The 24,039-nt window shown below is 51.4% G+C and carries 29 protein-coding genes; 14 read left to right on the forward strand and 15 right to left on the reverse strand.

Going from position 1 to position 24,039, the window contains the following annotated elements; all coding sequences use genetic code 11:
* Window positions 1-40 precede the first annotated feature (40 nt).
* Window positions 41-871, forward strand: a complete 831-nt coding sequence (locus LKE13_RS00440; RefSeq protein WP_227947711.1) for an FAS1-like dehydratase domain-containing protein — start codon at window positions 41-43, stop codon at window positions 869-871.
* Between the two features lie 51 nt (window positions 872-922).
* Here LKE13_RS00440 and LKE13_RS00445 read toward each other — a convergent pair whose 3' ends face one another.
* Together LKE13_RS00445 and LKE13_RS00450 are read right to left on the reverse strand one after the other, a co-directional pair.
* The gene (locus LKE13_RS00445; RefSeq protein WP_227947712.1) at window positions 923-1,429 is read right to left on the reverse strand and encodes a copper chaperone PCu(A)C; all 507 of its coding nucleotides are present in this window, start codon (window positions 1,427-1,429) and stop codon (window positions 923-925) included.
* A 14-nt stretch (window positions 1,430-1,443) separates the two neighbouring features.
* Window positions 1,444-2,058 carry an SCO family protein gene (locus tag LKE13_RS00450; RefSeq protein ID WP_227947713.1) on the reverse strand — a complete coding sequence of 205 codons (615 nt, stop codon included), beginning with the start codon at window positions 2,056-2,058 and terminating at the stop codon, window positions 1,444-1,446.
* Between the two features lie 231 nt (window positions 2,059-2,289).
* Here LKE13_RS00450 and LKE13_RS00455 point away from each other — a divergent pair, with 231 nt between their 5' ends.
* From LKE13_RS00455 to LKE13_RS00470, 4 genes are read left to right on the forward strand one after another with little or no spacing between them, the layout of a single operon-like run.
* Window positions 2,290-3,240 (forward strand): ABC transporter permease, encoded by a 951-nt coding sequence (locus tag LKE13_RS00455; RefSeq protein ID WP_227947714.1) that lies wholly within the window; start codon window positions 2,290-2,292, stop codon window positions 3,238-3,240.
* Window positions 3,237-4,088: an ABC transporter permease gene (locus LKE13_RS00460; RefSeq protein WP_227947715.1), complete on the forward strand. Its 852-nt coding sequence runs from the start codon at window positions 3,237-3,239 to the stop codon at window positions 4,086-4,088. The genes LKE13_RS00455 and LKE13_RS00460 overlap by 4 nt, the downstream gene beginning before the upstream one ends.
* Window positions 4,089-5,084, forward strand: coding sequence for an ABC transporter ATP-binding protein (locus LKE13_RS00465; RefSeq protein ID WP_227947716.1), 996 nt, complete (start codon window positions 4,089-4,091; stop codon window positions 5,082-5,084).
* Complete coding sequence (locus LKE13_RS00470; protein ID WP_227947717.1) at window positions 5,081-6,085, forward strand: ABC transporter ATP-binding protein; 1,005 nt, start codon at window positions 5,081-5,083, stop codon at window positions 6,083-6,085. The genes LKE13_RS00465 and LKE13_RS00470 overlap by 4 nt, the downstream gene beginning before the upstream one ends.
* A gap of 9 nt (window positions 6,086-6,094) precedes the next feature.
* Here LKE13_RS00470 and LKE13_RS00475 read toward each other — a convergent pair whose 3' ends face one another.
* Both LKE13_RS00475 and msrB read right to left on the reverse strand, forming a co-directional pair.
* The gene (locus LKE13_RS00475; RefSeq protein ID WP_227947718.1) at window positions 6,095-6,580 is read right to left on the reverse strand and encodes a cupin domain-containing protein; all 486 of its coding nucleotides are present in this window, start codon (window positions 6,578-6,580) and stop codon (window positions 6,095-6,097) included.
* Between the two features lie 28 nt (window positions 6,581-6,608).
* On the reverse strand, window positions 6,609-7,007 hold the full coding sequence (msrB, locus tag LKE13_RS00480; RefSeq protein ID WP_227947719.1) for a peptide-methionine (R)-S-oxide reductase MsrB: 399 nt from the start codon (window positions 7,005-7,007) through the stop codon (window positions 6,609-6,611).
* 145 nt (window positions 7,008-7,152) lie between these two features.
* On the opposite strand from msrB, the gene LKE13_RS00485 reads away from it, so the two are divergent.
* Together LKE13_RS00485 and LKE13_RS00490 are read left to right on the forward strand one after the other, a co-directional pair.
* A complete protein-coding gene (locus LKE13_RS00485) occupies window positions 7,153-7,533 on the forward strand; it encodes a DUF2794 domain-containing protein (protein WP_227947720.1) in 381 nt (126 codons plus the stop codon).
* Between the two features lie 101 nt (window positions 7,534-7,634).
* A complete protein-coding gene (locus LKE13_RS00490; protein WP_227947721.1) occupies window positions 7,635-8,129 on the forward strand; it encodes a hypothetical protein in 495 nt (164 codons plus the stop codon).
* 1 nt (window position 8,130) lies between these two features.
* On the opposite strand, the gene LKE13_RS00495 is transcribed toward LKE13_RS00490, so the two are convergent.
* From LKE13_RS00495 to LKE13_RS00510, 4 genes are all read right to left on the reverse strand, one after another.
* On the reverse strand, window positions 8,131-8,637 hold the full coding sequence (locus LKE13_RS00495) for a DUF962 domain-containing protein (RefSeq protein ID WP_227947722.1): 507 nt from the start codon (window positions 8,635-8,637) through the stop codon (window positions 8,131-8,133).
* Window positions 8,638-8,665: 28 nt separating this feature from the next.
* Window positions 8,666-9,979, reverse strand: coding sequence for a tetratricopeptide repeat protein (locus tag LKE13_RS00500; RefSeq protein ID WP_227947724.1), 1,314 nt, complete (start codon window positions 9,977-9,979; stop codon window positions 8,666-8,668).
* A gap of 3 nt (window positions 9,980-9,982) precedes the next feature.
* The gene (locus tag LKE13_RS00505) at window positions 9,983-11,461 is read right to left on the reverse strand and encodes a M81 family metallopeptidase (RefSeq protein ID WP_227947726.1); all 1,479 of its coding nucleotides are present in this window, start codon (window positions 11,459-11,461) and stop codon (window positions 9,983-9,985) included.
* A 126-nt stretch (window positions 11,462-11,587) separates the two neighbouring features.
* Window positions 11,588-12,295, reverse strand: coding sequence for a Bax inhibitor-1/YccA family protein (locus LKE13_RS00510; protein ID WP_227947727.1), 708 nt, complete (start codon window positions 12,293-12,295; stop codon window positions 11,588-11,590).
* Between the two features lie 355 nt (window positions 12,296-12,650).
* Here LKE13_RS00510 and LKE13_RS00515 point away from each other — a divergent pair, with 355 nt between their 5' ends.
* Entirely contained in the window at window positions 12,651-12,881 is a 231-nt protein-coding gene (locus LKE13_RS00515) for an EF-hand domain-containing protein (protein WP_227947728.1), read from the forward strand.
* Window positions 12,882-12,972: 91 nt separating this feature from the next.
* Here the strand turns inward: LKE13_RS00515 and LKE13_RS00520 are convergent, their stop codons facing one another.
* Entirely contained in the window at window positions 12,973-15,519 is a 2,547-nt protein-coding gene (locus LKE13_RS00520) for an ABC transporter permease (protein ID WP_227947729.1), read from the reverse strand.
* The gene (locus LKE13_RS00525) at window positions 15,512-16,222 is read right to left on the reverse strand and encodes an ABC transporter ATP-binding protein (RefSeq protein ID WP_227947730.1); all 711 of its coding nucleotides are present in this window, start codon (window positions 16,220-16,222) and stop codon (window positions 15,512-15,514) included. Before LKE13_RS00525 ends, LKE13_RS00520 begins: the two co-directional genes overlap by 8 nt.
* Before the next feature lie 57 nt (window positions 16,223-16,279).
* Between LKE13_RS00525 and LKE13_RS00530 the strand changes: the two genes are divergently transcribed.
* A complete protein-coding gene (locus LKE13_RS00530) occupies window positions 16,280-16,897 on the forward strand; it encodes an arylesterase (protein ID WP_415776484.1) in 618 nt (205 codons plus the stop codon).
* Window positions 16,898-16,933: 36 nt separating this feature from the next.
* Window positions 16,934-17,482: an RNA 2',3'-cyclic phosphodiesterase gene (gene thpR, locus LKE13_RS00535; protein ID WP_227947732.1), complete on the forward strand. Its 549-nt coding sequence runs from the start codon at window positions 16,934-16,936 to the stop codon at window positions 17,480-17,482.
* On the opposite strand, the gene LKE13_RS00540 is transcribed toward thpR, so the two are convergent.
* Together LKE13_RS00540 and LKE13_RS00545 are read right to left on the reverse strand one after the other, a co-directional pair.
* Window positions 17,448-18,065: a class I SAM-dependent methyltransferase gene (locus tag LKE13_RS00540; protein WP_265334736.1), complete on the reverse strand. Its 618-nt coding sequence runs from the start codon at window positions 18,063-18,065 to the stop codon at window positions 17,448-17,450. The genes thpR and LKE13_RS00540 overlap by 35 nt on opposite strands.
* 13 nt (window positions 18,066-18,078) lie before the next feature.
* Window positions 18,079-18,966: a hypothetical protein gene (locus LKE13_RS00545; protein ID WP_227947734.1), complete on the reverse strand. Its 888-nt coding sequence runs from the start codon at window positions 18,964-18,966 to the stop codon at window positions 18,079-18,081.
* A gap of 82 nt (window positions 18,967-19,048) precedes the next feature.
* Between LKE13_RS00545 and LKE13_RS00550 the strand changes: the two genes are divergently transcribed.
* Window positions 19,049-19,339, forward strand: coding sequence for a 4a-hydroxytetrahydrobiopterin dehydratase (locus tag LKE13_RS00550; protein WP_227947735.1), 291 nt, complete (start codon window positions 19,049-19,051; stop codon window positions 19,337-19,339).
* A gap of 2 nt (window positions 19,340-19,341) precedes the next feature.
* Here LKE13_RS00550 and LKE13_RS00555 read toward each other — a convergent pair whose 3' ends face one another.
* Window positions 19,342-20,103: a 3-hydroxyacyl-CoA dehydrogenase gene (locus LKE13_RS00555; protein ID WP_227947736.1), complete on the reverse strand. Its 762-nt coding sequence runs from the start codon at window positions 20,101-20,103 to the stop codon at window positions 19,342-19,344.
* Between the two features lie 121 nt (window positions 20,104-20,224).
* Here LKE13_RS00555 and LKE13_RS00560 point away from each other — a divergent pair, with 121 nt between their 5' ends.
* From LKE13_RS00560 to LKE13_RS00570, 3 genes are all read left to right on the forward strand, one after another.
* Window positions 20,225-20,605: a YkvA family protein gene (locus LKE13_RS00560; RefSeq protein WP_227947737.1), complete on the forward strand. Its 381-nt coding sequence runs from the start codon at window positions 20,225-20,227 to the stop codon at window positions 20,603-20,605.
* A 128-nt stretch (window positions 20,606-20,733) separates the two neighbouring features.
* Complete coding sequence (locus LKE13_RS00565; RefSeq protein WP_227947738.1) at window positions 20,734-21,450, forward strand: CoA transferase subunit A; 717 nt, start codon at window positions 20,734-20,736, stop codon at window positions 21,448-21,450.
* A 24-nt stretch (window positions 21,451-21,474) separates the two neighbouring features.
* Window positions 21,475-22,116: a CoA transferase subunit B gene (locus LKE13_RS00570; protein WP_227947739.1), complete on the forward strand. Its 642-nt coding sequence runs from the start codon at window positions 21,475-21,477 to the stop codon at window positions 22,114-22,116.
* A 7-nt stretch (window positions 22,117-22,123) separates the two neighbouring features.
* On the opposite strand, the gene LKE13_RS00575 is transcribed toward LKE13_RS00570, so the two are convergent.
* The gene (locus tag LKE13_RS00575; RefSeq protein ID WP_227947740.1) at window positions 22,124-23,047 is read right to left on the reverse strand and encodes a DMT family transporter; all 924 of its coding nucleotides are present in this window, start codon (window positions 23,045-23,047) and stop codon (window positions 22,124-22,126) included.
* Complete coding sequence (locus LKE13_RS00580; protein WP_265334737.1) at window positions 23,044-23,931, reverse strand: DMT family transporter; 888 nt, start codon at window positions 23,929-23,931, stop codon at window positions 23,044-23,046. The genes LKE13_RS00575 and LKE13_RS00580 overlap by 4 nt, the downstream gene beginning before the upstream one ends.
* Window positions 23,932-24,039: the final 108 nt, after the last annotated feature.

The following is a 24,039-nucleotide window of genomic DNA, read 5'->3' on the forward strand; positions in this document are numbered from 1 at the left end:
TCAAACCATGATACGAAAAGCAACCAAGAGATAAAAACAAATGAAAAAACTGGAAAACTGGGTTGGCAATCAAATATCTCATGAAGAAATCATACATCAACAGTCACTGAACGGCTTTGCGGCCCTTATGGATGAAGGCGACCCCGCCTCCGACATTGTTCCTCCAGGGGGACACTGGATGTATTTTTTACCGACTGACAGACAATCCCGAATCGGCCCTGACGGGCATCCAATCAAGGGGGATTTTTTGCCCCCTGTGGAACTGCCACGACGGATGTGGGCGGGCGGAAGGCTCGAATTTCATGCCCCGCTACGTGCTGGCGACAAAGCCAAAAAGATTTCGACGATCAAGAGCGTCGTGGAAAAGCAGGGACGAACAGGTGCGCTGGTTTTTGTCACAGTCGAACATCAAGTGATGAATCAAGCCGGATTATGCCTGACAGAAGAGCATGATATCGTTTTCCGCGAAGCTGCAGGCGTGGCCAGCAGCGGCAAAAAGGACATGCAAGGCGCCCCTGATGACGGCGTTTGGGAAGAAACGGTGAAACCTGATTCCGTTATGCTATTCCGTTATTCCGCCCTTACCTTCAACGGACATCGCATTCATTATGATCGTGAGTATTGCCTTGAGAAGGAAGGATATCCGGGCCTTGTCGTGCACGGGCCTCTTCTGGGTACTTTGTTAATGCGTCTTGCGGTCAACAAAATGGATGGGCGACCGCTTCGGAAATTCAGCTTTCGCAACTTCAATCCGATTTTCGACATCGCCTCTTTCACACTGGATGGAAAGCCTGAGAATAATGACGCGTGCAGCGTTTGGGTCCAGGGACCCACGGGTGAACTTGCCGTCAAAGCAACCGCAGAATTCTAAAAAAAAGGGGCCGTACAAGCGGCCCCTTTTCATTGAATCTGTAATTACAAACTAGTCTTGTTTGTGCTTATGGTCATGCATTTTCATGTCCATTGCACCTGCGTCCTTCACATGAACGGTAACCGTAATCTGCCCGGCGCGCGCAAAATTGAGCGTCACTGGAAATTCTGATCCCTTGTGAAGTGGCTTTTTCAGGCCCATGAGCATGACGTGGAAACTGCCCGGTTTCAACATTACTGTCTCCCCTGCGGGAATAAGCAATTCGTCCATCCGCACCATGCTCATAACACCGTCTTTCATGATGCTATTATGAATTTCCACCCGATCAGCAATGGGGCTCTCTGCGGCAACAAGACGATCTGCCTCGCCTTCCATGTTATGCAAGGTCATAAAGGCACCGCCGACCGCAGCATTCGCAGGACGTGCCCGCGACCAGGCGTCTTTCACAGCCATTCCATTCTTCTCGGATGCGTGGGAGGCAAACAGGTCAGATTCCGCGTTCACGATCAAAACCCCAACCAAGAGAATAAAGGGGAGATATTTAAGGTATTTCATCATTTTTCCTTATCCGTTTATAGCTGCTCTCGTATTTTCGACGCCATTTCCTCGGCTGGCACGCCATAAGAGAAAACCGTGATCAAATCACCGTCACGCCCCATCAAGTATGTGAAGGAGGTATGGTCCACGAGATAAAAGTCCGGGTCGTCTTCATTCTGTTTCTGCGAATAGACGCGATACTTTTTCTTTATATCACTAATTGCATCTTCACTGCCGGTAAGCCCGACAATTGCAGGATGGAAGGCGGCGACAAACTCTGCCATGATTTCAGGTGTATCCCGCTCTGGATCGACAGTGACAAATACAGGCACCACTTCTTCAGCATCATCGCCAAGTTCCTGCAGGACGAGAGAAATTGTCTGCATCTCCGTCGGGCATACGTCAGGACAATTGGTAAACCCAAAAAACATTAAGAGAAGTTTACCTTTGAAATCTGCATCGGTAACCGTCTCCCCCTTATGATTGATAAGGGAAAAAGGCCCGCCGATCTGCGGCACACCTGCCAGAACTGAAGAACCTTCAGACTTTCCCTGGCCAATACCAGGCAAATTGCCAGACATCCAAAGCCCAATGACAGCGGCACTGGCCAACAGAAAAATGGCAATAAAGAATGCAAATATCTTGTTCATCTAAAAAACGAGCTCGAAGTTACCAACTAAACATAAATTTCCGAACGACCTGCATAGGTCGCCTGCATTGTTACGACAAGCTAAAATTGTATACTGCGTCATTCTATCGCATAGCATACAATAAGCATCCGGATCAGAGATTGACCCCTCAACTTTCTGCAGATAACTTGTTTTTACGCATTTAAATTTATTCTCTGCTCTCACGCGTAATGTTTGGCACCAAGTAATTATATGAGCATTTTTATTGCGAAGCGAGTTTTGACGTTGTTTGTGACCCTTATCGGCGCATCAATCGTTATTTTCCTCGTCATGGAAATCCTGCCGGGCGATCCAGCGCTGGTGATATTGGGCGTCGATGCGTCTGATGAGGCTGTTAACGCGCTCACAAAGGAACTCGGTCTCGATCGACCTCCACTGGTGCGTTACTGGGACTGGGTGACCGGAATATTGCAGGGGGAGCTGGGCAAAAGCTACGCCTATAAGGTCCCTGTCTGGGAACTCGTAGAGGGCGCGCTTCTCATCACCATTCCCCTTGCGATTATGTCGATCTTACTCAGCATCGTTCTCGCGCTTTCCATCGGCCTTTATGCGGCGGCCAATCATAACAAAGCAGGAGACGTCACCTTGATGGGGATAAGCCAGCTTGGCATTTCTATCCCGAATTTCTGGCTTGCCATCCTTCTGATCATGCTCTTCGCGATAAATTTACGGTGGCTTCCTGCTGGTGGCTTTCCGGGCTGGGATGAAGGCCTGTGGGCATGCCTGAGAGCATTGCTGCTTCCTTCTCTCGCTCTTGCAACGGTTGTCGGTGCCATATTGGCCCGAATCACACGCTCTTCTGTGCTTGAGGTATTTCGCGAAGATTATGTTCGCACAGCGCGCGCCAAAGGCCTGAGTAAGCAGGCGACCCTTTGGCGGCATGTCCTGCGAAATGCGTTGATCCCCGTCCTGACTGTCACCGGCATTCAATTCTCCGCGCTTCTGACAGGTACGGTTGTTGTTGAAAATGTATTCCACATACCAGGACTTGGCTCGCTTGTCTTGAAGGCCATCAACAACCGCGATACAATCGTCGTCGAAAATGTCGTGTTGCTGCTTGCCACTATGATCATTGTCGTGAATTTCGTCGTTGATATTCTCTATGCGGTTATCGATCCACGACTCAAGGCGCATGACATATGAGTGAAGATCGATCCCTTTCCTTCGTGAACCGATGCCGCCGCAGCCGCAGCTTTGTGGTTGGGGGCGTCATGACCGCGTTCCTGCTGATGTGCGCAATCGTCTCTCTTTTCTGGACACCGGGTTCCGCCTACGACATCACAATCGCCAATCGCTTTTTACCGCCTTCCGGCGCTCATTGGCTGGGGACAGATCAATTCGGACGCGACATCGCATCAATGTTGATGACGGGAACGCAAAACTCGATCGTTGTCGCCGTTGTCGCTGTCTCAATTGGCCTTTTTATCGGTGTCGGTCTCGGCCTGCTCGCCGCGGCAAAACGCGGCTGGACGGAAGAGATCATCATGCGGTTTTCGGATTTTTCCTTCGCGTTTCCCGCGATCCTCTCCGCAATTATGCTTACAGCCATCCTCGGTCCTGGCGGGGTGAATTCAATTCTCGCCATCGGGCTCTATAATATCCCGGTATTTGCGAGGTTGACCCGGGGATCGGCCAACTCCATATGGGCACGAGAATTCGTGATGGCCGCCCGCGCGTCCGGCAAGGGCCGATTTCGCATCACGTTCGAGCATATCTTGCCCAATATTCTATCCATCATCATTGTGCAGGCGACAATCCTTTTTGCCATCGCCATCCTGGCAGAGGCGGCGCTTTCATACCTTGGTCTTGGCACCCAGCCGCCAGAGCCGTCCTGGGGGAGGATGTTGAATGAGGCACAAACCCTGATGTTCCTGGACCCGATGCAAGCCATTTATCCGGGGTTTGCCATTGCAATTGCGGTGTTCGGTCTGAACCTGCTTGGTGATGGATTGCGCGATGTACTGGACCCCCGACTGTCGAGGAAGCGTTAAATGAGTTTACTTGACGTCAAAGACCTGTCCGTCATTCTATCAACCAGTGAAGGACCCGCCCGTGCGGTGCGTAATCTCAATTTCCGCCTGAACAGGGGAGAGACACTCGGTATTGTAGGTGAAAGCGGTTGCGGTAAATCCATGGCAGCACTTGCGCTAATGGGGCTGCTCCCAGAACAAAGTGAAACGGTTGGGGAAATCACGTTCGACGGGCAGAATCTGCTGGATAAAACCGATGCCGAAATGTGCCAGATCCGCGGCAACCGGCTCGCGATGATTTTTCAGGAGCCGATGACATCCCTCAACCCGGTTCATACGGTTGGCCACCAGATAATGGAGCCTTTGCGCCTGCATCGAAATATGTCGGATAACCAGGCCAAGTCCGAAACTATCCGTCTTTTAGACCGGGTTGGCATTCCCAATCCAAAGGAGCGCGTCGATAACTATCCGCATCAACTCTCCGGAGGACAGCGGCAGCGGGTGATGATTGCTATCGCGCTATCCTGCCAGCCTGATATCCTGATTGCGGATGAGCCCACAACGGCACTGGACGTTACGATTCAGGACCAGATTTTGGAGTTGATCCACACTCTTGTCCGCGAAGAAGGTATGGCGCTTATTCTTATTTCCCATGATCTGGGCGTCATTTCAGAGAATACGGATAATATTCTAGTGATGTACGGCGGCTCCGCAGTGGAAACAGGCGGGACAGAACAGATATTTGACGAATTGATCCATCCCTATACGCAAGGACTTTTCGCGGCGATGCCAAAGCTCGGCAGGGCGCGCAGCGGACGTTTAGTGACAATCCCCGGAACTGTCCCCGACCTGATCAGCCTGCCGTCTGGCTGTACCTTCACCGACAGATGCCCCCTTGCAACAGATATGTGCCGCAATACGCCGCCGCCCGCCATTGAGGTGACCGCAAATCACTTTGCCTCCTGCCATCATATCGACGCAGCCCGCAACCGCAAGACGGAGGAACTCTTTTCATGACAACAGAGAACCTTCCTGTTCCGGTTTTGGAAGTCCATGATCTTGTGCGCCATTACCGTCTCCCACGCGAGAGTCTGTTTGCCGAGCCCGGCCATGTCTTTGCGCTAAATGGCGTTACCTTTGAAATTCATAAGGGCAAAAGCTTCGGTATTGTCGGGGAAAGCGGCTGCGGAAAGTCTACGCTCGCGCGCAATGTCATGGCGCTTGAGCCTACCGATGCCGGATCGGTCAAGATATTGGGCAAAGAAGTTGTCGGTCTCAGCTTCGATCAACTTCGACCCCTACGCCAGCATTTCCAGATGGTTTTTCAGGATCCCTACGGCTCCCTCGATCCGCACCATAATGTCGGCCGCATTGTCGCCGAGCCTCTGGCTGCCCTCGGCGCAATCTCAAAGACAGAGCGCGAAAACCGGGTTCGAGATGTATTGCAGTCTGTTGGACTGAAACCACAGGACATTTCAAAATACCCGCACGAATTCTCGGGTGGGCAACGTCAGCGCATAGCCATCGCCCGCGCCCTGATTACCCATCCTGAACTGATTGTCGCGGACGAACCTGTCTCCGCCCTTGATGTGTCCGTTCAGGCGCAAGTTCTCAACCTTTTGAAAGACCTGCAGGATGAGTTTGGCGTCACCTATATGTTCATCAGCCATGATCTCGCTGTTGTTGAATATCTCTGCGACGAGGTCGCGGTGATGTATCTCGGAGAAATTGTTGAAAAAGGCCAGACGGAGGATTTATTCAGTTCACCGGCCCATCCCTATACCCGCATCCTTCTCGATGCTGTGCCAAAGCCAGGGGCTGGCAAAAAACGCGAACGCATCAAACTACAAGGAAATGTAACCGGCCAAACTGAGCGACGTATTGGCTGCGCCTTTCAGGATCGCTGTCCCATGGCCAAGGATGTATGCAGAGAGGTGAAGCCGCCGCTCAGCCCTGTCGCTCCCGACCATCTCGCGGCCTGTCATTTTTCTGACAGTGTGATGAAAGACGGCTTATAAAGGTCCGTTCTAATAAGGCGATCCATCCTTATGTGTAAATTGCCATTGCCCATCCGGCCCGAGCATCGCCTTTAAATCATCCTTAGGATAGCTGCCCTCATCACCCGCGACACGGTCCCCGACCTCAAGATAAAGGACATCGGTTTCTGTGCGGTTCACCAACTGATGCGCAGCGCCTTGAGCCGGGAACCCCGCGCAATCACCGGGCCGCATAGCGACTTCGTCAGTCTCGGTCACCAGTGTTGGCGTGCCATCTAGGATATAAATGAATTCATCCTGCTTGCTGTGGCGATGGAGCAAAGCAGACTCCCCTCCCGGAGAGAGGCGGGTAAGATTAACGCCAAAATTGTTTATGCCGAAGACATCACCAAGTTGGCGCTTTTCCCGCTGACTCATGCGGCTGAAAAAGGGTTCCGGGTAATTTGACGGTTTTGTACGCGGCGCAACATCAAGTGCCCTCATAACGATATTTTCGTTCGGGTTTTCCTTACCCATCGAACATACTCCTACATAAGGCCTAATTCTATTCTTCTTTCTTGAAATCAAGAGCAGCGGAATTCAAACAATAACGAAGACCGGTTGGCTCGGGCCCATCCGGGAAAACATGACCAAGATGCCCATCGCATTTATTGCAGACGACTTCTGTCCGGCGCATAAAAAAGCTCCGATCCTCAATTTCACCGACATTCGCGGGGTCAATTGGTTCCCAAAAGCTTGGCCAGCCGGTGCCAGATTCAAATTTGGTTGAGGACGCAAACAGCGGCTCACCGCAGCAGATGCAATGATAAATGCCCGTCTCTTTATTGTCATGATACCTACCGGTAAAGGCTCGCTCGGTTCCCTTTTTCCGGGCGACGTGAAACTCCTCGGGCGAGAGTTGAGCCTTCCATTCCGCTTCGCTTTTCGTAATCTTTTCAGTCATTTCGAATGTCCTCTCTTACTTGCCCAATTGACCTGTCTCCGCCCTCATCACATATGGAAGATATGCCCCCATGACGGAATTCTCAATACTTGACGAATTAATATACATGGCAGAGAATAATCACATAGGTTACGCAGGAGATAAAATGAGCGAGGTTGTAAGCTTCGACGATCACTATTTGGTCCGATCTTCCAAGAACGCGAGATCGGGAACGCAACAACCGAACGTATTTTTTAACCGCAACGAACTCGGCCAGATATTGCAGGTCTATGGCCGCATGGTCGCCAAGGCAGAATGGCGCGATTATGCCATTGGAGAGACCAAGAACGCCTGTATCTTCGCAATTTTTCACAGAACAGCAGACCGCCCTCTTTTCAGGATATATAAGGAACCTCGCCTCGCCGCAAAACAGGGTGCCTATTCCGTCCTCAGCCAGAGCGGCCGCGTTTTGAAACGTGGCAAAACACTTGCGCAGGTTCTCAGGGTTTTCGACCGTAAACGGTTTCAGACAATAGAAGCGGACTGATTTCCTCACGCAAGGGTGAAGCCACGTGATTTGTAATTTCTGAAAATTCAACGAAATTTTGGTTCGTAACCTAAACCCTATTCAGGAAACGGATCAAGAATATGAAATTGAATGGCTCCCTCTTTCTTCCGGGCGTTGCGGCTCTTCTGCTTACACCAATATTTGCCACCTCCGCCTTGGCTGCGGACGAAGAAGTTACGGTTATTAACCTCACCCAAACTGCCTGCCAGTTCGTTGAATCGGAAAATGGCGTCGATCACGGCTATACATCAACGGAAAAAGCAGACTGCGAGGAAATTAATGCCAAGACCGGAGCCGCACGTCTGGCGAATTCCGACGTGCTAACCCTAAAGCCCGGCAAATATATTTTCCGTGTCAGCAACAAGAACGTACCTTACTCACTCGGTTTTTGGGTTCGCGAGGAGGATTATAACTGGGCGAACCCACTACATAAACTTAACAAGATAAGTGTTTCCGGCGGCGGCCTGGATACCGGGACTACGCTGAACTATGAAGTCGAATTGAAGGAAGGGGAGTATCTCTATTCCTGCCCCTTAAACACAACGCCGGACTATAAGCTCGTCGTAAAAAGCTAACCTAGATAGGGATGTTCAGTTTACGGTAGATAAAACCCATCAACCAGGCCGGGCCAATCAGCAGAAACTGAACATCCTTAAAGAAAGAGGGTTTCTTGCCTTCGATCTTGTGGCCGACGAATTGAAATATCCACGCGATCACAAAAACCCCGACGGCGAACTGCCAGAGCGAGAGCCCGAACAGTGGGGTGCTCATGTAAAGCTGTACCCCCCCGATACAAAGCAGTGCAAACAACACCATGCCAATCGCCAATGTCCAAGAGAGAACCGCGTAATAAATGATGGTCAACAAAAGCACGATGGTAGCCCAATTGAGGTAAGGTACTGCCGCAAAGACGTCCGGCACGGGGATCGCCCAAAAGAGCGCCACGACTGTCCAAGCGATAACAGGCACCGCTATCCAGTGAATAAACTTGTTTGTGCCATTCTGATGGCTTGCCCCATATTCATTGAGCAGGGAAAATATAAGGCGGTTCCCGCCCTTTTGCGCGATCTGCGGTTTATCCATAGCTCCCTCCCCGATGCCACGTTGATTATTAATTGCGACCGTTCACCCTCGCCAGCAAGCGAGCGTCCATGGGGACATCTTGCCGGAATTTTACTCGCGCTTCAAGGATTGGGCGGGCTTCGTCAAATTTTCCGGCTTCCAGCAAGCTCGTCACCCACGCGAGCTCAAACAGATCACGCTGTGCATGACTGCCACCAATTTCCTGATATCTTGGCTGCGCCTTTGAGAGCCAGCGCACAGCTTCATCAAACTTACCCTCAGCAATTGCGATAAATCCCCGCGTTGCGGGCAGCGCCACATCCGCCCATGATTTTCTGGTAACATCCGGGGCATCAATGGCCATTTTTTCCATGCCCGACATGAGGCGGCCCAATGCCTCTGTCTGGCCGCCCCGCGCCAAGGCATAGCCATAATGCATATCATAGAAAGGCTCGTCGTTCGTTTGTTGACGCTCAGCGACATAACGGCTGACATCTTCCCAGCGATCCCCGACATCGACGCCGAGTTGCTCAAGCCGCCAAAGGAGAGAAATGGCGTTCACCTGATCAAGACTGTAGGTCTTGTCAACGCCCCAGATTTTTTCGTCATAAAGTTTTAGCGGCGTTTCATAATCCTCCTGCTCCAGAAAGAACAGAGCCTGATGCCACCAGTTGTGGGTAAACATAAAGCTGTTGCGATCTTCCCATTCATTTGAAAGATCATCCATCCATTTGATACCTTCATCATGGCGCCCCTGTGTCAGCAGGACATGAGCCACGGCATGATGGGCCCAAGGTTCTTTTCGCTGCATCTCGGTCGCGCGGCGGCCATCTTCCTCCGCAAGATCCAGCATGCTGGACTGCTCCCGCCCAAAGGCACGCATCCCATAGGCATAGGCACAGGACGTATGGCGGTCGATCACTGAATCCGCGACCCAGAGCAATGTCTCATCGTCACCAATATTGAAATAGGTATTCTGACAGAGCTTGGCCCCGAATAGATCGCCCGGAAAATCCATAACAAGTTGGCGCAACTTCTTAAGCAGGCTACCCATTCTATTGTCACAAATATCCAAAATACAGGATATAAAAAGCTGCTCGCGCTCCGTCGCCTTGTTCATCCCTGACTGTGCTTGGGCGTAATATTTCCGCGCGATCGCATGGCCTTCTGGCGTTTCCATAAAGATGCCGAGCAAAGCAGCATATGCTGCGGCAATGGCACAATCCGGATCATTATCGGAGGCCTCAAAAATTGGCGCGAAGTCCGTTCCAAAACCGATATAGCTCTCAACAAACTGGTTGATGGCAACCACCGTTTGATCCGATTGGGTTGTAAGCCTGTTTCCGAACATATCTTCGCGCATGGCTTACTCCTCGTTTAAAAGATCCAGCGGATAGACTGGGCGGCGGACCTTCTCGTATCGCAGGAGATTATTATCTGACGTCGTAACACCCTTGCCATCCAGCGTTAGCGTTGCCTTGCCGATAGGCGCAAAGCCAGCGCGATAGTGAATACGACTTTTCAAAATAAGATATCGTTTGTATTCCGGTTGTATCCCAACCGACGTAAAGACACCCGTATCCCAAGGTTCATGATGGTTAGAGACAATTACAATTTCCATATTTCCGGTATCCAGAAGCGCCGTCGGCCCCATAAAAACCTTCACCCCCGTATACATGGGACCGCGCACGATCCATTCCCCGTTGGTCAGTGCTTTGACTGTCCCGGTTACGGTAAGTGGCTCCCCCGGCTCCCCAATGGAGGGCATATCAGTCCTCCCACCGAGCTTCAGGGTAATTTTATTACCAACGCCTGCCTTTTGCATTTCCTGTACAGCCGCCGGATCCCAGACAGCGGCGACCGCTACATCTTCAAGGCCCTGCTTCAAGACCTCTTCAATCACCGTCATCACATCCTGCGTCGCGCCAGAGCCGCAGTTATCCGCGTGGTCAAGCAGGAGAATAGGCCCATCCGTCATTGTCTTGGCTTTGGCGACCTGATCCTCTAAAGGAGTGTGCTTATAGATGAAATCCTCTTTCAGTTCCCACGCTTTCGCAAGGATACGATCCCGCACTTCGTCCGCCTTCGCTTGATCACCATCAGTCACGATAATGACCGAATTTCCGGCATCGCGCATATCGGCAAGCGCAAAGCCTCCGAACGCTGTCGCGGCCAATATGCCCGGCTCTTTCTCCGCTTCCCGGCACATGCGGATCAGAGTTGCCATGGGCTCATCATCTGTGCCCTGACACAAGGTTTGACTCAAAAGCGGCGCATTGCCCCAGGACATAACCGGATTGACCTTCCCCTCCATTGCATCAAATAATACTTGGCCAATCTGTTTACCCACCTCATACATATCAACATGGGGATAGGTCTTATAGCCGATCAATACCGTGCAATTCTCCACTATCTTGGCTGTCAGATTGCAATGCAGATCCAGCGTGACGGCAATCGGAAGGTCCGGGTCAATCGCGCGTATTTTTTCAAGCAGCGTGCCTTCCCCATCATCCGTATGTTCCGCGACCATCGCACCGTGCAAATCCAGCAGAGCTACGTCCACCCCTTCCCGCACCGCATCAAGAATGGGTTCCGCCATATGATTATAGGCATCCTCCGTTACAGGGCCGGAGGGCATCGCCTCCGCCGCGACCGGCGTTACGATTTCGGCGCCAGCTGCACGGGCCAGCTCCACATAGGCGCCAAAGGGCATACCTGTCCCCTCGTAGGCCTTTAGGGCATCCTCGCCGATGTAAGCTCCCCAGTTCTGAAATCTCTTCCAGTCCGCGACAATGGGTGAAAAGGTATTGGTTTCATGTTTCATCATCGCAATAAGAACGCGCATCAGTCGATTCCTTTCTCGCTGATTTGGAGAGTTGTTTGCAGACAAACAAGTTTATCAGCTTGCATTTTGCGCACAACAAAAAACCCGGCACAAGGCCGGGTTTTCGTCTTAGCAGTTTTGGCTGCGTTAATTTCGATTGCCGAGCAGGCTCAGCAGCATCATGAACAGGTTGAGGAAGTTCAGATACATAGAGACGGCCCCCATGATCGCGCCCTTTTCCAGCACTTCCTGGCTGTGACCATGATAATATTCGGACTTGATCCGCTGCGTATCGAAGGCTGTCAGACCGGTAAAGATCAACACACCCAAGACAGAGACAACGAAATGCATCATTGTGGACGCTAGAAAGATATTCACCACGGATGCGATGATAATACCGATCAGCCCCATGAAGAGGAAGCTGCCCATGCCCGTCAGGTCCCGCTTCGTAACGTAGCCATAAAGGCTGGCCGATCCGAAGGTTGCCGCGGTGATGAAGAAGACCCGTACGATGCTTTCAGCTGTATATATCTGGAAAATATAGGAAATCGACACACCGAAGGTCGCCACCATAATCCAGTATAGAATTCTTGTCGTGCTCGCGCTTGTCCGCGACATAGCGAACAACAGGCCAAGCGGCGCCAGCATTACAACCCACTGCAGCGGTGTACCGAAAACGGCATTGTAAATTGCCGGCGTTGAGGCCGTTAATGCTGCAGCAATACCGCTTAAAGCAAGGCCGGACGCCATGTAATTGTAGACCTTCAGCATATAGCTGCGCAGGCCCTCATCAAGAACTGCTTGATCTTGCGTCCCTGTTCTTGCCGTATTGAACTTAGAAAAGTCTGTTGCCATCTATAAATTCCCCTGAAGGTACCTAACTCTGCATTGATATTGTATTTTTCCTTCTGATTTTCAAGGAAAATCGACGCTATAATATGGCATTAGCGTTAATTAATAAAGAATGGGGCCATCTCGCCCCAATTTTTATCAATAATGCATTCAAATGAGGTTGTTTCGCAACATTTTGCCCAGATTATTTCACTAACTGGCCCAATTCACAGCATTTTGCCGCCACATTGGAAGGGCAATCTTCTCCTCAGAACATCGATTGACCGATTTTATTGGTTTTCGGCCCTTCGGTTGTTCGGCGGACATGCATCGATAACTTGGTGCCGAACCGTCCAACTCAAATTGAATGGAGATTATTATGAAAAAACTGCTTATTTCGACTGCCACGATTACGCTTCTTGCAGCAGCACCGACGTTGGCAGCAGCACCAGATTTCAAAACAATTGATACGGATGGGAATGGTTCGGTTTCCTTTGAGGAGCTTATCGTTGTCATGCCGGATACCAGCAAAGAACAGTTCGCTTCTGTCGATCTCGACAAAAGCGGTGAACTGTCGATGGAAGAGTATACTGCGGCGACTAAAAGCTAATTTGCTAAACCCGTCGCGGGTTTAATTCATCAAATTAAGGCCGTCAGAGGAGCTCCTTTCCTTTGGCGGCCTTAATTGTTTCGGCATCCGCTCAATCTGACCTCAATGCTGGTGCTACTTTCTCGCCCAGCGCCCGCCATGACCCCAACAGTCCAAACAGCAATGTCACAAGAACGCTGACCAGGATTGTCGCGAGGATCGTATAGGGCAAACTGATCCATTTTGCTTCCAGAATATCCGTAATGACCATATAAGCTGCGAACCAGCCTGTCGCGGCCGCGATAACAGATGTGACTAGGCCCAGCAAGGCATATTCAAGTAAGAATGTTATGAATATATCCTTTCTCGTCGCACCGAGAACTTTCAGGATAACCGCATCATATACCCGCTTGCGATGCCCGGCGGCAAACGCCCCGGCGAGGACGAGAACACCGGTCACCAATGTGATCGATGAAATCGCCGAGACCGCAGAAGAAAGCTGCTCCAGTATGCGGCTGACCGTCTGCAGCGCTTCTTTCATCCGAATCACTGAGATATTTGCGAATTTATCTGTTATCGCACTGAAAAGCAGGTTTTCCGCCTCACCGTCCGCGCGGGCCGTGGCAAGATGGGAATGCGGCGCGCCTTGAAGACTGTTATTATCGAAAACCAACACGAAGTTGATCGCCATTGTCGTCCAGTCAATCTCCCGCAGATTAGCAATCTCCGCCTTGATCTCCCGGCCCATGACATTGACGGTCAAGCTGTCGCCGATACCAACCCCCATACCTTGCGCAATCTCGCGATCCATACTGACAAGAGGAGGTCCGCTATAATCCTCAGGCCACCAGCTTCCCGCCACAACAACCGCACCATCCGGTGGCGTCGCTGAATACGTGAGCCCGCGATCACCTCGAAGCGCCCAGCGAGCCTCCGGAGCGACTTCGACCTGATCAGCCGGAACACCCGCCACCTCAATAATACGACCGCGCATATTGGGAACGTGGTTAACTTCACTGACATCGCTGACTGACTCAGCCGTCGAGACAAAGTCATCTAGCTGATTTGACTGAATATCAATGAAGAAAAATGCCGGCGCTTTCTCTGGCAATTGTTCCTGCACCTGCCGGGTGAGGTTGCCCTCGATCAATGCTACAGTGACAAAAAGCGTGAGTCCAAGTCCCATGGAAAGGATAACGCTGTTCGTCGCCGCCCCAGGGCGATAAAGATTTGCGATTGCAAGGCGCAAGGATGGGATGCGGGAGCGAGGAAGCCGCCTTGCCACAAACTGCACACCATATCCAACCAGTATCAGGACCGCGAATATGCCGATGATGGCAATCGTAAAGACTAAAGCGAACCAGGTTTCCTGACTGGTGAGAACGGCAAGCCCAACAAGAAGCGCAAAACAGGTCCCAAGCGTTATTAGGTAAACCGGGCGTGGTCGTTTGTGTACGGACACTACATCCCGGAATAGCGCCGCTGCTGGGGTTTCCCGTGCGCGCGCCAGAGGCCAGATAGTGAACAGCGTTGCCGTCAGCAAACCATAGGCCGTCGCGAGCAGCAGCGGTCCGGCGTTGATTGTGATTTCCGGCGGAACCGGCAACGTGCTGGCCAGAAATTGTGCCGCGATAACCGATCCGCCTACGCCGAGCAGGAGCCCGATCAGTGATCCCGCGACAGCGAGAATAAGCACTTGCAGATAATGAACCCGGAAGATGAAGCTGCTGCTGGCACCAAGGCATTTCAAGGTCGCGATGGTGGTGATCTTCCCCTCAAGATACGCCCGGACAGCGTTACCGACGCCAACGCCCCCAACGACCAGTGCCGTAAGCCCGACTAATGTCAAAAAGAGCGCCACCCGATCAACAAAGCGCTTGATACCCGGCGCTCCGTTGGAAGCATCCCGTATCCGCCATCCGGCATCTGGAAAGGCAGTCTTCACCTCCTCATAAAATTCGGGAACCGTCTTTCCAGGCGCAAGCGCAACTCGGTAGTGATAACGGATCAGGCTACCCGGCTGAACAAGGCCAGTTTCATTCAATGCTGCGGAAGAAATAATCGTGCGGGGGCCGAGGGCCATACCCTGCGACGCTTTGTCAGGTTCCGACAGGATAATGCCGCGCACCTCGAAGTTTAGCTCCCCGATCCGGACTTGACCGCCCAATGGAAGATCAAGGCGGTCACTCAGGCTTTGTTCAATAAGAACACCATATAGCTCGTCACTTTTTTGGAGAAGAGTATCAGGGGTTTCCGTTCCTGATTCTGGCGTTAGGGTCAACGCCCCGAACAAAGGATAGGCGTTGTCGATTGCTTTCAATTCAGAAAGAGTCCGGCGATCCGTCGATATATCCCGAACCATTGCACGCAAGGTCTGCACCTCTGAAACCTCGCCTTGTGCCTCAATCCACTGACGCTCTTCTTGCTCTGCGCTGCGATGGGTCAGGCGGATATCGATATCCCCGCCAAGGATTACCTGGCCATTTGCCCTCAATCCGGCGGTGATGGAACTTGAAAGGGTGCCCACGCCCGCAATGGCAGCCACCCCCAGGATGAGACAGGCCAGAAAAATGCGAAATCCTTTTAGATTGCCGCGTAGATCCCGTCTGGCCAGCTTCAAAGCAAGCGCAAGTGATTCCGGGTTTTTTCCTTTATTCACCCGCCAATACCTCTTCGCGACCTGTTTCCCGTGAAACAACACGTCCATCTTCGAGACGGATTTGATGCGTACATTTACGGGCCAGCGCATCGTCATGGGTAATCAGCACCATCGTTGTTCCCTCTTTCTCATGCAGTTGAAACATCAGATCAACAATGAGTTCTCCAGTCTTCCCATCGAGGTTTCCGGTCGGCTCATCAGCGAGGAGGATTTTTGGATTTGTTGATAATGCCCGCGCGAGAGCCACGCGTTGTTGCTCCCCACCGGATAGCTGCGCCGGATAATGGGTCGCGCGGTCCGCAAGGCCGACGGCCTCAAGCCGGGAAGTCGCGGCAGAAAATGCATCCTTGTCACCTGCCAACTCAAGCGGAATGGCTACATTTTCTAATGCCGTCATCGTCGGGATGAGATGAAATGACTGAAAAACAATGCCTATATTTTCCCGGCGAAACCGTGCCAACGCATCTTCATTCAGATTTTCGAGTGTTTGCCCCGCAATCTCTACTGAGCCGGATGTCGGAAGTTCCAGTCCCGCCATGATCGACATCAAAGTGGATTTACCTGAACCCGATGGACCGATAATCCCAACAGTCTCCCCTTGTTGTAATGTCAAATCTATACCACGTAAGATATTGACGGGGCCGGCATCGGACTTAAGTGTTAGGTGAATGTCTGATAGTTTGATGATGGGTTCTTGAGGCAAAGTAATTCCAGTGCAAAAGACGACAGATGCTAATTTATGGGATATGGCAGGTAGATGATGAAATTCAATGTTTTAGCGCTGATTTTTGCGGTTTTTTGCACAACGTCATACGCTCAGGCCGAAGAAACAAGGCGGATTGTCGCCGTCGGGGATAGCCTGACCGCGGGATATGGCCTGCCGACAGGGGAAGATTTTGTCACACGACTCGAAACCGCACTGCAGGCAAAAGGCTACAACGTAAAAATAGAGAATGCTGGCGTTTCTGGCGATACCACCGCAGGCGGACTACAGAGGTTAGACTGGGCAATCGGAAATGGTGCCGATTTTATCATTCTGGAACTTGGCGCCAATGATGCGCTTCGAGGTATTGAGCCGGAGGAAACACGGCGCAATTTAAGTCAGATTATCGAACTCATTCAAAAGAAAGATATTCCCATACTGCTCACAGGTATGAAAGCTCCGCCGAACATGGGATCTGAATATGCCAATGCGTTTGACCAGATTTTTCCCGATCTTGCCCGCAAATATAAAACCAACTATTACCCTTTTTTTCTGGAAGGCGTTGCTGCCGACCCGGCATTAAATCAAGATGACTATATTCATCCAAACGCTGAAGGCGTAAAAGTTATCGTCGGCAACATGTTGCCCTATGTGACGGAGTTAATTGATCGTTAGAGCCATCTTCAGTTTACTGAAATAAGGACAATCTCAATGCGTCTTTTCGTTGCCATCGCATTGCCAGAAGAAATCAAGGAGCGCATCGGTGCGTTGCGAGGTGGCATTCCTGATGCTAGATGGATTGCCGCAGAAAATTCTCATGTAACTCTTGCCTTTATTGGCGAAGTGCAGAGTCCGATGATGATGGATATTTCTTTGGCACTTGGCCGAATAAAATATCCTGCATTTGATATAGATATTGAAGGCGTCGGTGTTTTTGGAAGCAATAAACGGCCCCGTATTCTTTGGGCCGGTGTACGCCCGACATCTGCGATCAACCTACTCCATCAGAAAATCGTGACCGCGATCGAATCTGTCGGCGCAACAGTTGATGACCGGAGATTTCGACCTCATATTACGCTCGCGCGCGTCCACAACTCCCCCTATGAGAGGGTCCGCAATTTCCTGACCGACCATGCCTTGTTTAAAACGGAAACCTTGCCGGTGACTAGCTTCACCCTGTTTTCAAGCCACCTTTCCTCCTCGGCCGCGATTTATCAGGAAGAAGTCAGTTTCGATCTGCTTTCGCCAGTCCCGTCATAAAGACATCATATCGCGTCGATTTACCAATAATTTGATGGGACGGTTTGGGGAAGTCAGTAATTCCTTTAGCCCTGCGCGGCCATTTCAGGACGACCCGTTTCGATGCCACCTCAAGGGCAACACGCATGAGTTCCGTGCAATCAGGATCAGTCCCGACTAGATCGCGCAGTTGCCGCATCTCATTCTTGACCAAGGCGGATTTATCTCTGGGCGGATGCATCGGATCAATGAGTACCGTTTCCGGTTTTAATTCGGGCAGAATATCTCTCGCATCCGCGTTGATCAGCGTCATGCGACGGATAATCTCCGCATGTGTATCGCTCGCGCCGTGCGCACGCGCCATCGCTTCTTGCAGCAGGCGATGCACCGCGTCGTTCCGCTCAATCAAAGTAACCTTTGCCCCAAGAGAGGCAAGTAAGAAGGCATCTCTCCCTAGCCCCGCTGTTGCATCGACAATATTGGGTGTAATGCCCGGCCGAAACCCCAATGCCTTGGGGAGATCTTGCCCGCGACCACCGCCCTTGCGCCGTCGGTAGTCAACGGCGCCAGAAACAAAATCTACTGTTAGGGGCGTTTCCTTCATATGCCTAGTTTTATCAAAATCCGAGATTTTCCCGCCACCAGGTCGGTAGCGCGAAGGCAGCCTTGTGCAATTCCGCATTATAATGCCGTCCCGTCAGGGAAGCGACTGGATTAGAATAATCATGGCCGTCGTGGCTATAAAGAAAAAAGCCGAACTCCGCCGCCGGATAGAGCTGAACAATAGAACGATAACCCGCCACATGTGGAAGCAGCTTGTCCCGCTGCATAATCGAGACGAGATTCTGATCCGTGTCACCGCAAAGTTCCTGAAGGAAATAGGCACGGTCTTTGCCGACAAAAATACTGTCGCTGTCGAGGACAACTCCGTCTTCCTTGATACAGGCGGAGAAATCCTCGCAAAAACCGCGGGTGAAGACACTGGAGGACGGTCCGACCGGCTCGCTCAGATCAAGGATGATCAGGTCGAATTTATCTCCTGTTGCCCGTGCGGTGCGCATATAATCTGCGGCATCGCCAATAATCAGCTCAACTCGCGCATCCTCATAATCGCCGTTAATGGCCAAGTATTCTTTTGAAACCTCAATCACCCGGCGGTCGATTTCCACCATGACAACCCGGTTTACAAAATCATGGCGCAAGACCTCGCGCAGGATGCCTCCATCCCCGCCACCGACGATCAGAACGCTCGCCTTTTCCCGCTTGCGACCCAGCAGCGGAACATGTACCGCCATCTCGTGATACATGAACTCATCCGCGTGTGACGCCTGCACAAGGTCATCCAGCGTAAGGACTCGACCGAAAACCTGATGCTCATAAATCTCGATCTTTTGAAACGGGCTCTGCTCGGAATGCAGTAGCTCCATATCGAGGGCGTGAGTAAAAGCGATTCCTTCCGTTTCCTCATGCCACCAATTCCGGCTTACCTCGCTTATTTTTGTCATCGGTTATCGTCTCACTCTAGACATTCATAGTTTGCATCAACATAGTTATCCGGCGTCATAACCTGTTAACGGGAGAATATCCATGACTGTTAGACTAAGCGCGGAAGAAATTGAAGAGGCGTTACGTGCCCTTAATGGCTGGACGGCGGTAGACGGCCGAGAGGCAATCAAGAAATCGTTCAAATTCTCGAATTTCAATCATGCCTTCGCCTTTATGACCCGCGTCGCGCTCAAAGCCGAAAAGATGGATCATCATCCCGAATGGTTCAATGTCTATAATCGGGTGGAGGTTACCCTTGCCACTCATGACGTTGATGGCCTGAGCAGCAAGGATATTGAGCTTGCAACCTTTATGAACAAAGTCGCCGAATAAGATTACTTCGGTGCCATCCGGATCGCGCCGTCAAGCCGGATAACCTCCCCGTTCAGCATCTGGTTTTCCATGATCTGTCGAGCAAGCTTCGCATATTCCGAAGGATAGCCAAGACGGCTCGGAAATGGCACGGAAGCGCCCAACGCCGCCTGTACATCATCAGGCAGGCTTTTAAGGAGCGGTGTCTCAAACAAACCCGGGGCAATCGTGACAACCCGGACGCCGATTGAGGCGAGATCGCGCGCGATCGGCAAGGTCATGCCGACGATACCTCCTTTTGACGCGGAATAGGCCGCCTGACCGATCTGACCGTCAAAGGCCGCGACAGACGCCGTATTGATGCAGACGCCCCTCTCCCCACTTTCCATCGGATCCAGGGCAGCCATATCGGCGCTCGCCCGGCGAAGGCAGTTAAAGGTACCAACCAGATTAACCGCGATGACTTGCTCGAATTTATCAAGCGGGTGCATACCCTTGCTGGAATAGGTTTTAGCCGCCGGGCCGATACCGGCGCAATTTACAAGAATGCGGGCTGGTCCATGGGTATTCCGCGCCTTATCGAACGCGGCCTCCACCGATGCGTCGTCAGCTACATTGGTGGTGCAGGCGACGCCGCCAATTTCCGATGCGACCTTTTCCGCAAGCTCTGTGTTCATATCGAAAATCGCAACTTTGACTCCCGCAGCTGCCAGCATTCGGGCGGTCGCCTCACCGAGACCTGAGGCACCACCTGTAACAATTGCTGATTTGTCGGAAATATCCATTCTTGTTCTCCAGTATTTTGTGGAATGATCCTGAATTTGATATCTTTCCATATACTGCCTGCATCAAATTGTGAAGAACAGCCTTCTTGCAAAGCCACGGAAGCAGCTACATATTACTCATATGTCTGAACCAAACGATGACGATATCTCCGCCTTTGATGAGACAAAGCTTGAAAATGACAAGCGCCTTGTCATGCGGGAGTTTGCCCAGAAACTTCGCAGGAATATCGGCAAGGTTCCTTTTGCCGATGATGTAACCGCCAGTTTCTATTGCGCCCTAGATGGTAAAAGCCCGGCATTTGTGAAAGCCGTTCTGTTTGGCGCGCTCGCCTACTTTATCATGCCCGCAGATGTCATTCCTGATTTCATCGCTGGTGTCGGTTTCACGGATGATGCCAGCGTTCTCATGGCGGCAATGGCAACGGTCAAGAAATATGTAAATGAAGAACATCGGGAAAAAGCCCGTGTTTTTCTGGACAAGGAACCCGCCTCTGCGGAGTAATTCAGGACCTCCCTGCCAGCTTTGTTAGAAACAGGTGCATTTTAAAAAAATTGTGCGTAGCAACAAATTTTTTGATATATAGCATTCCCATTCAACGAAACTGACATCCGTTTGATAAGGAACTTGGAATGAGTGACAGGAAGATTTATGCCGACGCAACGGCAGCCATGGACGGCATACTGAAGGACGGCATGACGATTATGTCCGGTGGGTTTGGTCTCTGCGGAATGCCGGAAACCTTGATAGAGGCTGTAAAAGCATCCGGCGTGAAAGGGCTGACTGTCATATCCAACAATGCGGGTGTAGATGGCATCGGCCTGGGTGTCCTTCTGGAAAGCAAGCAGATATCGACAATGGTTTCTTCCTATGTTGGGGAAAACAAGATGTTTGCCGAACAGTATCTGAACGGCGATCTGGAAGTTGTTTTCACGCCTCAAGGAACGCTCTCGGAGCAAATTCGAGCAGGTGGTGCGGGTATCCCCGCCTTTTTCACCAAGACAGGCGTTGGTACGCTGGTTGCGGAAGGTAAGGAAGTCCGCGATTTTGACGGCGAGGATTATGTCATGGAACGCGGCCTCACTGCCGACGTTGCTCTGGTTCACGCCTATATGGCGGACAAGGAAGGTAACCTCGTGTTCCGCAAGACGGCCCGCAACTTCAATCCGATGATGGCGACTGCCGGGCGCGTCACTGTCGCCGAGGTCGAGCATCTGGTGGAGCCTGGCGAGATCGATCCTGATCATATCGTCGTTCCAGGTGTTTATGTGCAGCGGATTGTCCATGTACCGAACCCTATAAAACATATTGAACAGCGGACCACCCGCCCCCGCAATCAGACTGCCTGACCGACAGAGATAGAGGACTTACACATGGCTTGGACAAGAGAACAAATGGCGCAGCGCGCCGCCCAGGAACTTGAAGACGGCTTCTATGTCAATCTCGGCATCGGCATTCCGACACTGGTATCCAATTACATTCCTGAGGGCATGGAAATCCAGCTCCAGAGCGAAAACGGCATGCTCGGAATGGGCCCCTTCCCCTATGAGGGAGAGGAAGACGCAGATCTGATCAATGCGGGCAAGCAGACGGTAACGGAACTGCCGACCACCAGTTATTTTTCAAACGCTGACAGCTTCGCAATGATCCGCGGCGGACATATCAACCTTTCCATCCTCGGCGCGATGCAAGTTGCCCAAAACGGTGATCTCGCCAACTGGATGATCCCGGGCAAGATGGTCAAGGGCATGGGAGGCGCGATGGATTTGGTTGCTGGCGTGAAGAAAGTGATCGTGGTTATGGAACACACAGCGAAAGGTGAACCAAAGCTTCTTAAAACCTGTAATCTTCCATTAACCGGTAAAGGTGTCGTTGACATGATCATTACAGATATGGCGGTTTTCAAGTTTGAAAAAGGCGGCGAAACCGTCATGAAACTGGTACAGCTTGCCGACGGTGTAACGCTTGATGAGGTTCAGGCCGCGACCGAGGCTGAATTCGACGTCGCCCTTTAGGGCGGCGTCAACTCTCCAGTACGGCAGGTTTTTTCTTGCCGAGTCCGGCCTCACGACGCACGATATAAAGGCTGGAAGCAACGATGATGCACGCACCAATAAGCATGGCGAGCGTCGGAACTTCGGCGAAGATAAAAAAGCCCAGAAAGCCAGAAAATATAAGCCGGGTATAATCGAACGGTGCGACGGCGGTCGCCTCCCCAACCGAAAAGGCACGGATTGCGCAGAAATTTGCACCCGAGCCAAAACAGGCTAGCAAGACCAGTATCGCGATATCCTCAAAACTCGGCTGTATCCAGACGAACATCGCCGGAACCGCAGAGATGATTGACGCGAAGAGACCGAAGTAGAACATCATCGTCGGCGGTGCTTCAGTTGCACTCAATTTTTTCAAGAATACGGATACCATTGCGACCATCAACGCGCCGAACAGGGCAACCAAGGAAGCAAATTCAAATTCACCCTGTGACTGAACCATCACCAACACTCCGATGAACCCAACGGCCGTCGCCGTCCAGCGCCGCCAACGTATCATTTCGCCGAGGAACAAAACCGCCAGCAGGATCAGGAAAAGTGGACGGGTAAAGGTGAGCGCAACGGCATCGGCGAGCGGCAGTTGTGTAATCGCATAAAAAATGGAAAGCATGCCGAGAATCCCGACAACCGCCCGGGCAATATGGAGTCTCAGGACCTTTGTTTTAAGGCCGGAGATTCCACGACGGAGCGCAAAGGGAAGGATAACGATGAACCCAAACAGGGCGCGTAGAAAGGCAATCTGGAAACTGTCCATTCCCTCGCCAAGAAACTTTATTCCGACTCCCATGCAGGAAAAGAAAAAACCACCCAGCAACATCCAGAGCGCGCCTTGTCCGTTTGCAGGAATTCGGGAAAAAATGGTATGTGCAGAACTGCCTGGGCGGAAGGGCATCATTTTGCCGGCCCGGAACGGTTCTCTGCCTTTGTTTGTGCCAGTATTTCTTTTTTAAGTGCGCTGCTCACCCGGGTTTCCCGAATGGCAATGTAAATTGAAGAGGCAAAAATTATCGCCGCGCCAATATACGTAAAGAGATCCGGCTCCTGCAGAAAAAAAATGAAACCGATTAACGCCGAGAATATGAGGCGGAAGAAATCAAACGGCATAACAATCGACACATCAGCGAGCGTGTAGGCTTTTGTAAAAGACAGATGACCGATTGTTGCCAGCAGTCCAATTATCAATATGGCAATCAGTTGCTCCAATGTTGGAGTTTGCCAAACAAAAATAGCCGGAATTAAAGACATCGGGATAATCAATATCTGGTTCAAGGCGACCATTGCCGCTGTATTTTCCGTTCGCGACAAAAGCTTCACCATCGTCATCGATCCAGCCATGGTTAGCGCAGAAAAAATGGCGGAATAGGATCCGATGCTTAGTTCGGCCAGCCCGGGCCGAAGAATAATCATCGCCCCGATAAATCCGACAATCATAGCGGCACCACGACGAATACCCACAACCTCGCGCAAGACGACAATCGCCAATATTGTGCCGAAGATTGGAGCCGTAAAATTCAGGGCAACCGCGTCAGCGAGCGGCAAAACACTTACCGCGTAGAACCAACTCAGCATGGACGCGAAACCGAATAAGCTCCGTAATCCAAAGGCACCAATGCGTGCCGTTTTTAAGACACCGAATCCTGCCTGAAAAAACCAGGGCAGGAAAAAGAGAATGCCCGCCACATTCCGTAGGAAAACTACTTGGAAAATTGGCATTCCACTATCAGACACATAACGGATAATTCCACCCATCATGGAGAAAAGAAGGCAAGCGATTATCATCAGGCTCACCGCCTGCAAAATCGGAGAGAGTTTAAGAAAGGGTCTAATCAGGACACGTAAAAATACCATTCTCACCAGAATAAATCGGCAGCCATAAAAGGCAAAGCA

The organism is Sneathiella sp. HT1-7 (genome assembly GCF_020731145.1).
Classification (GTDB): domain Bacteria; phylum Pseudomonadota; class Alphaproteobacteria; order Sneathiellales; family Sneathiellaceae; genus Sneathiella.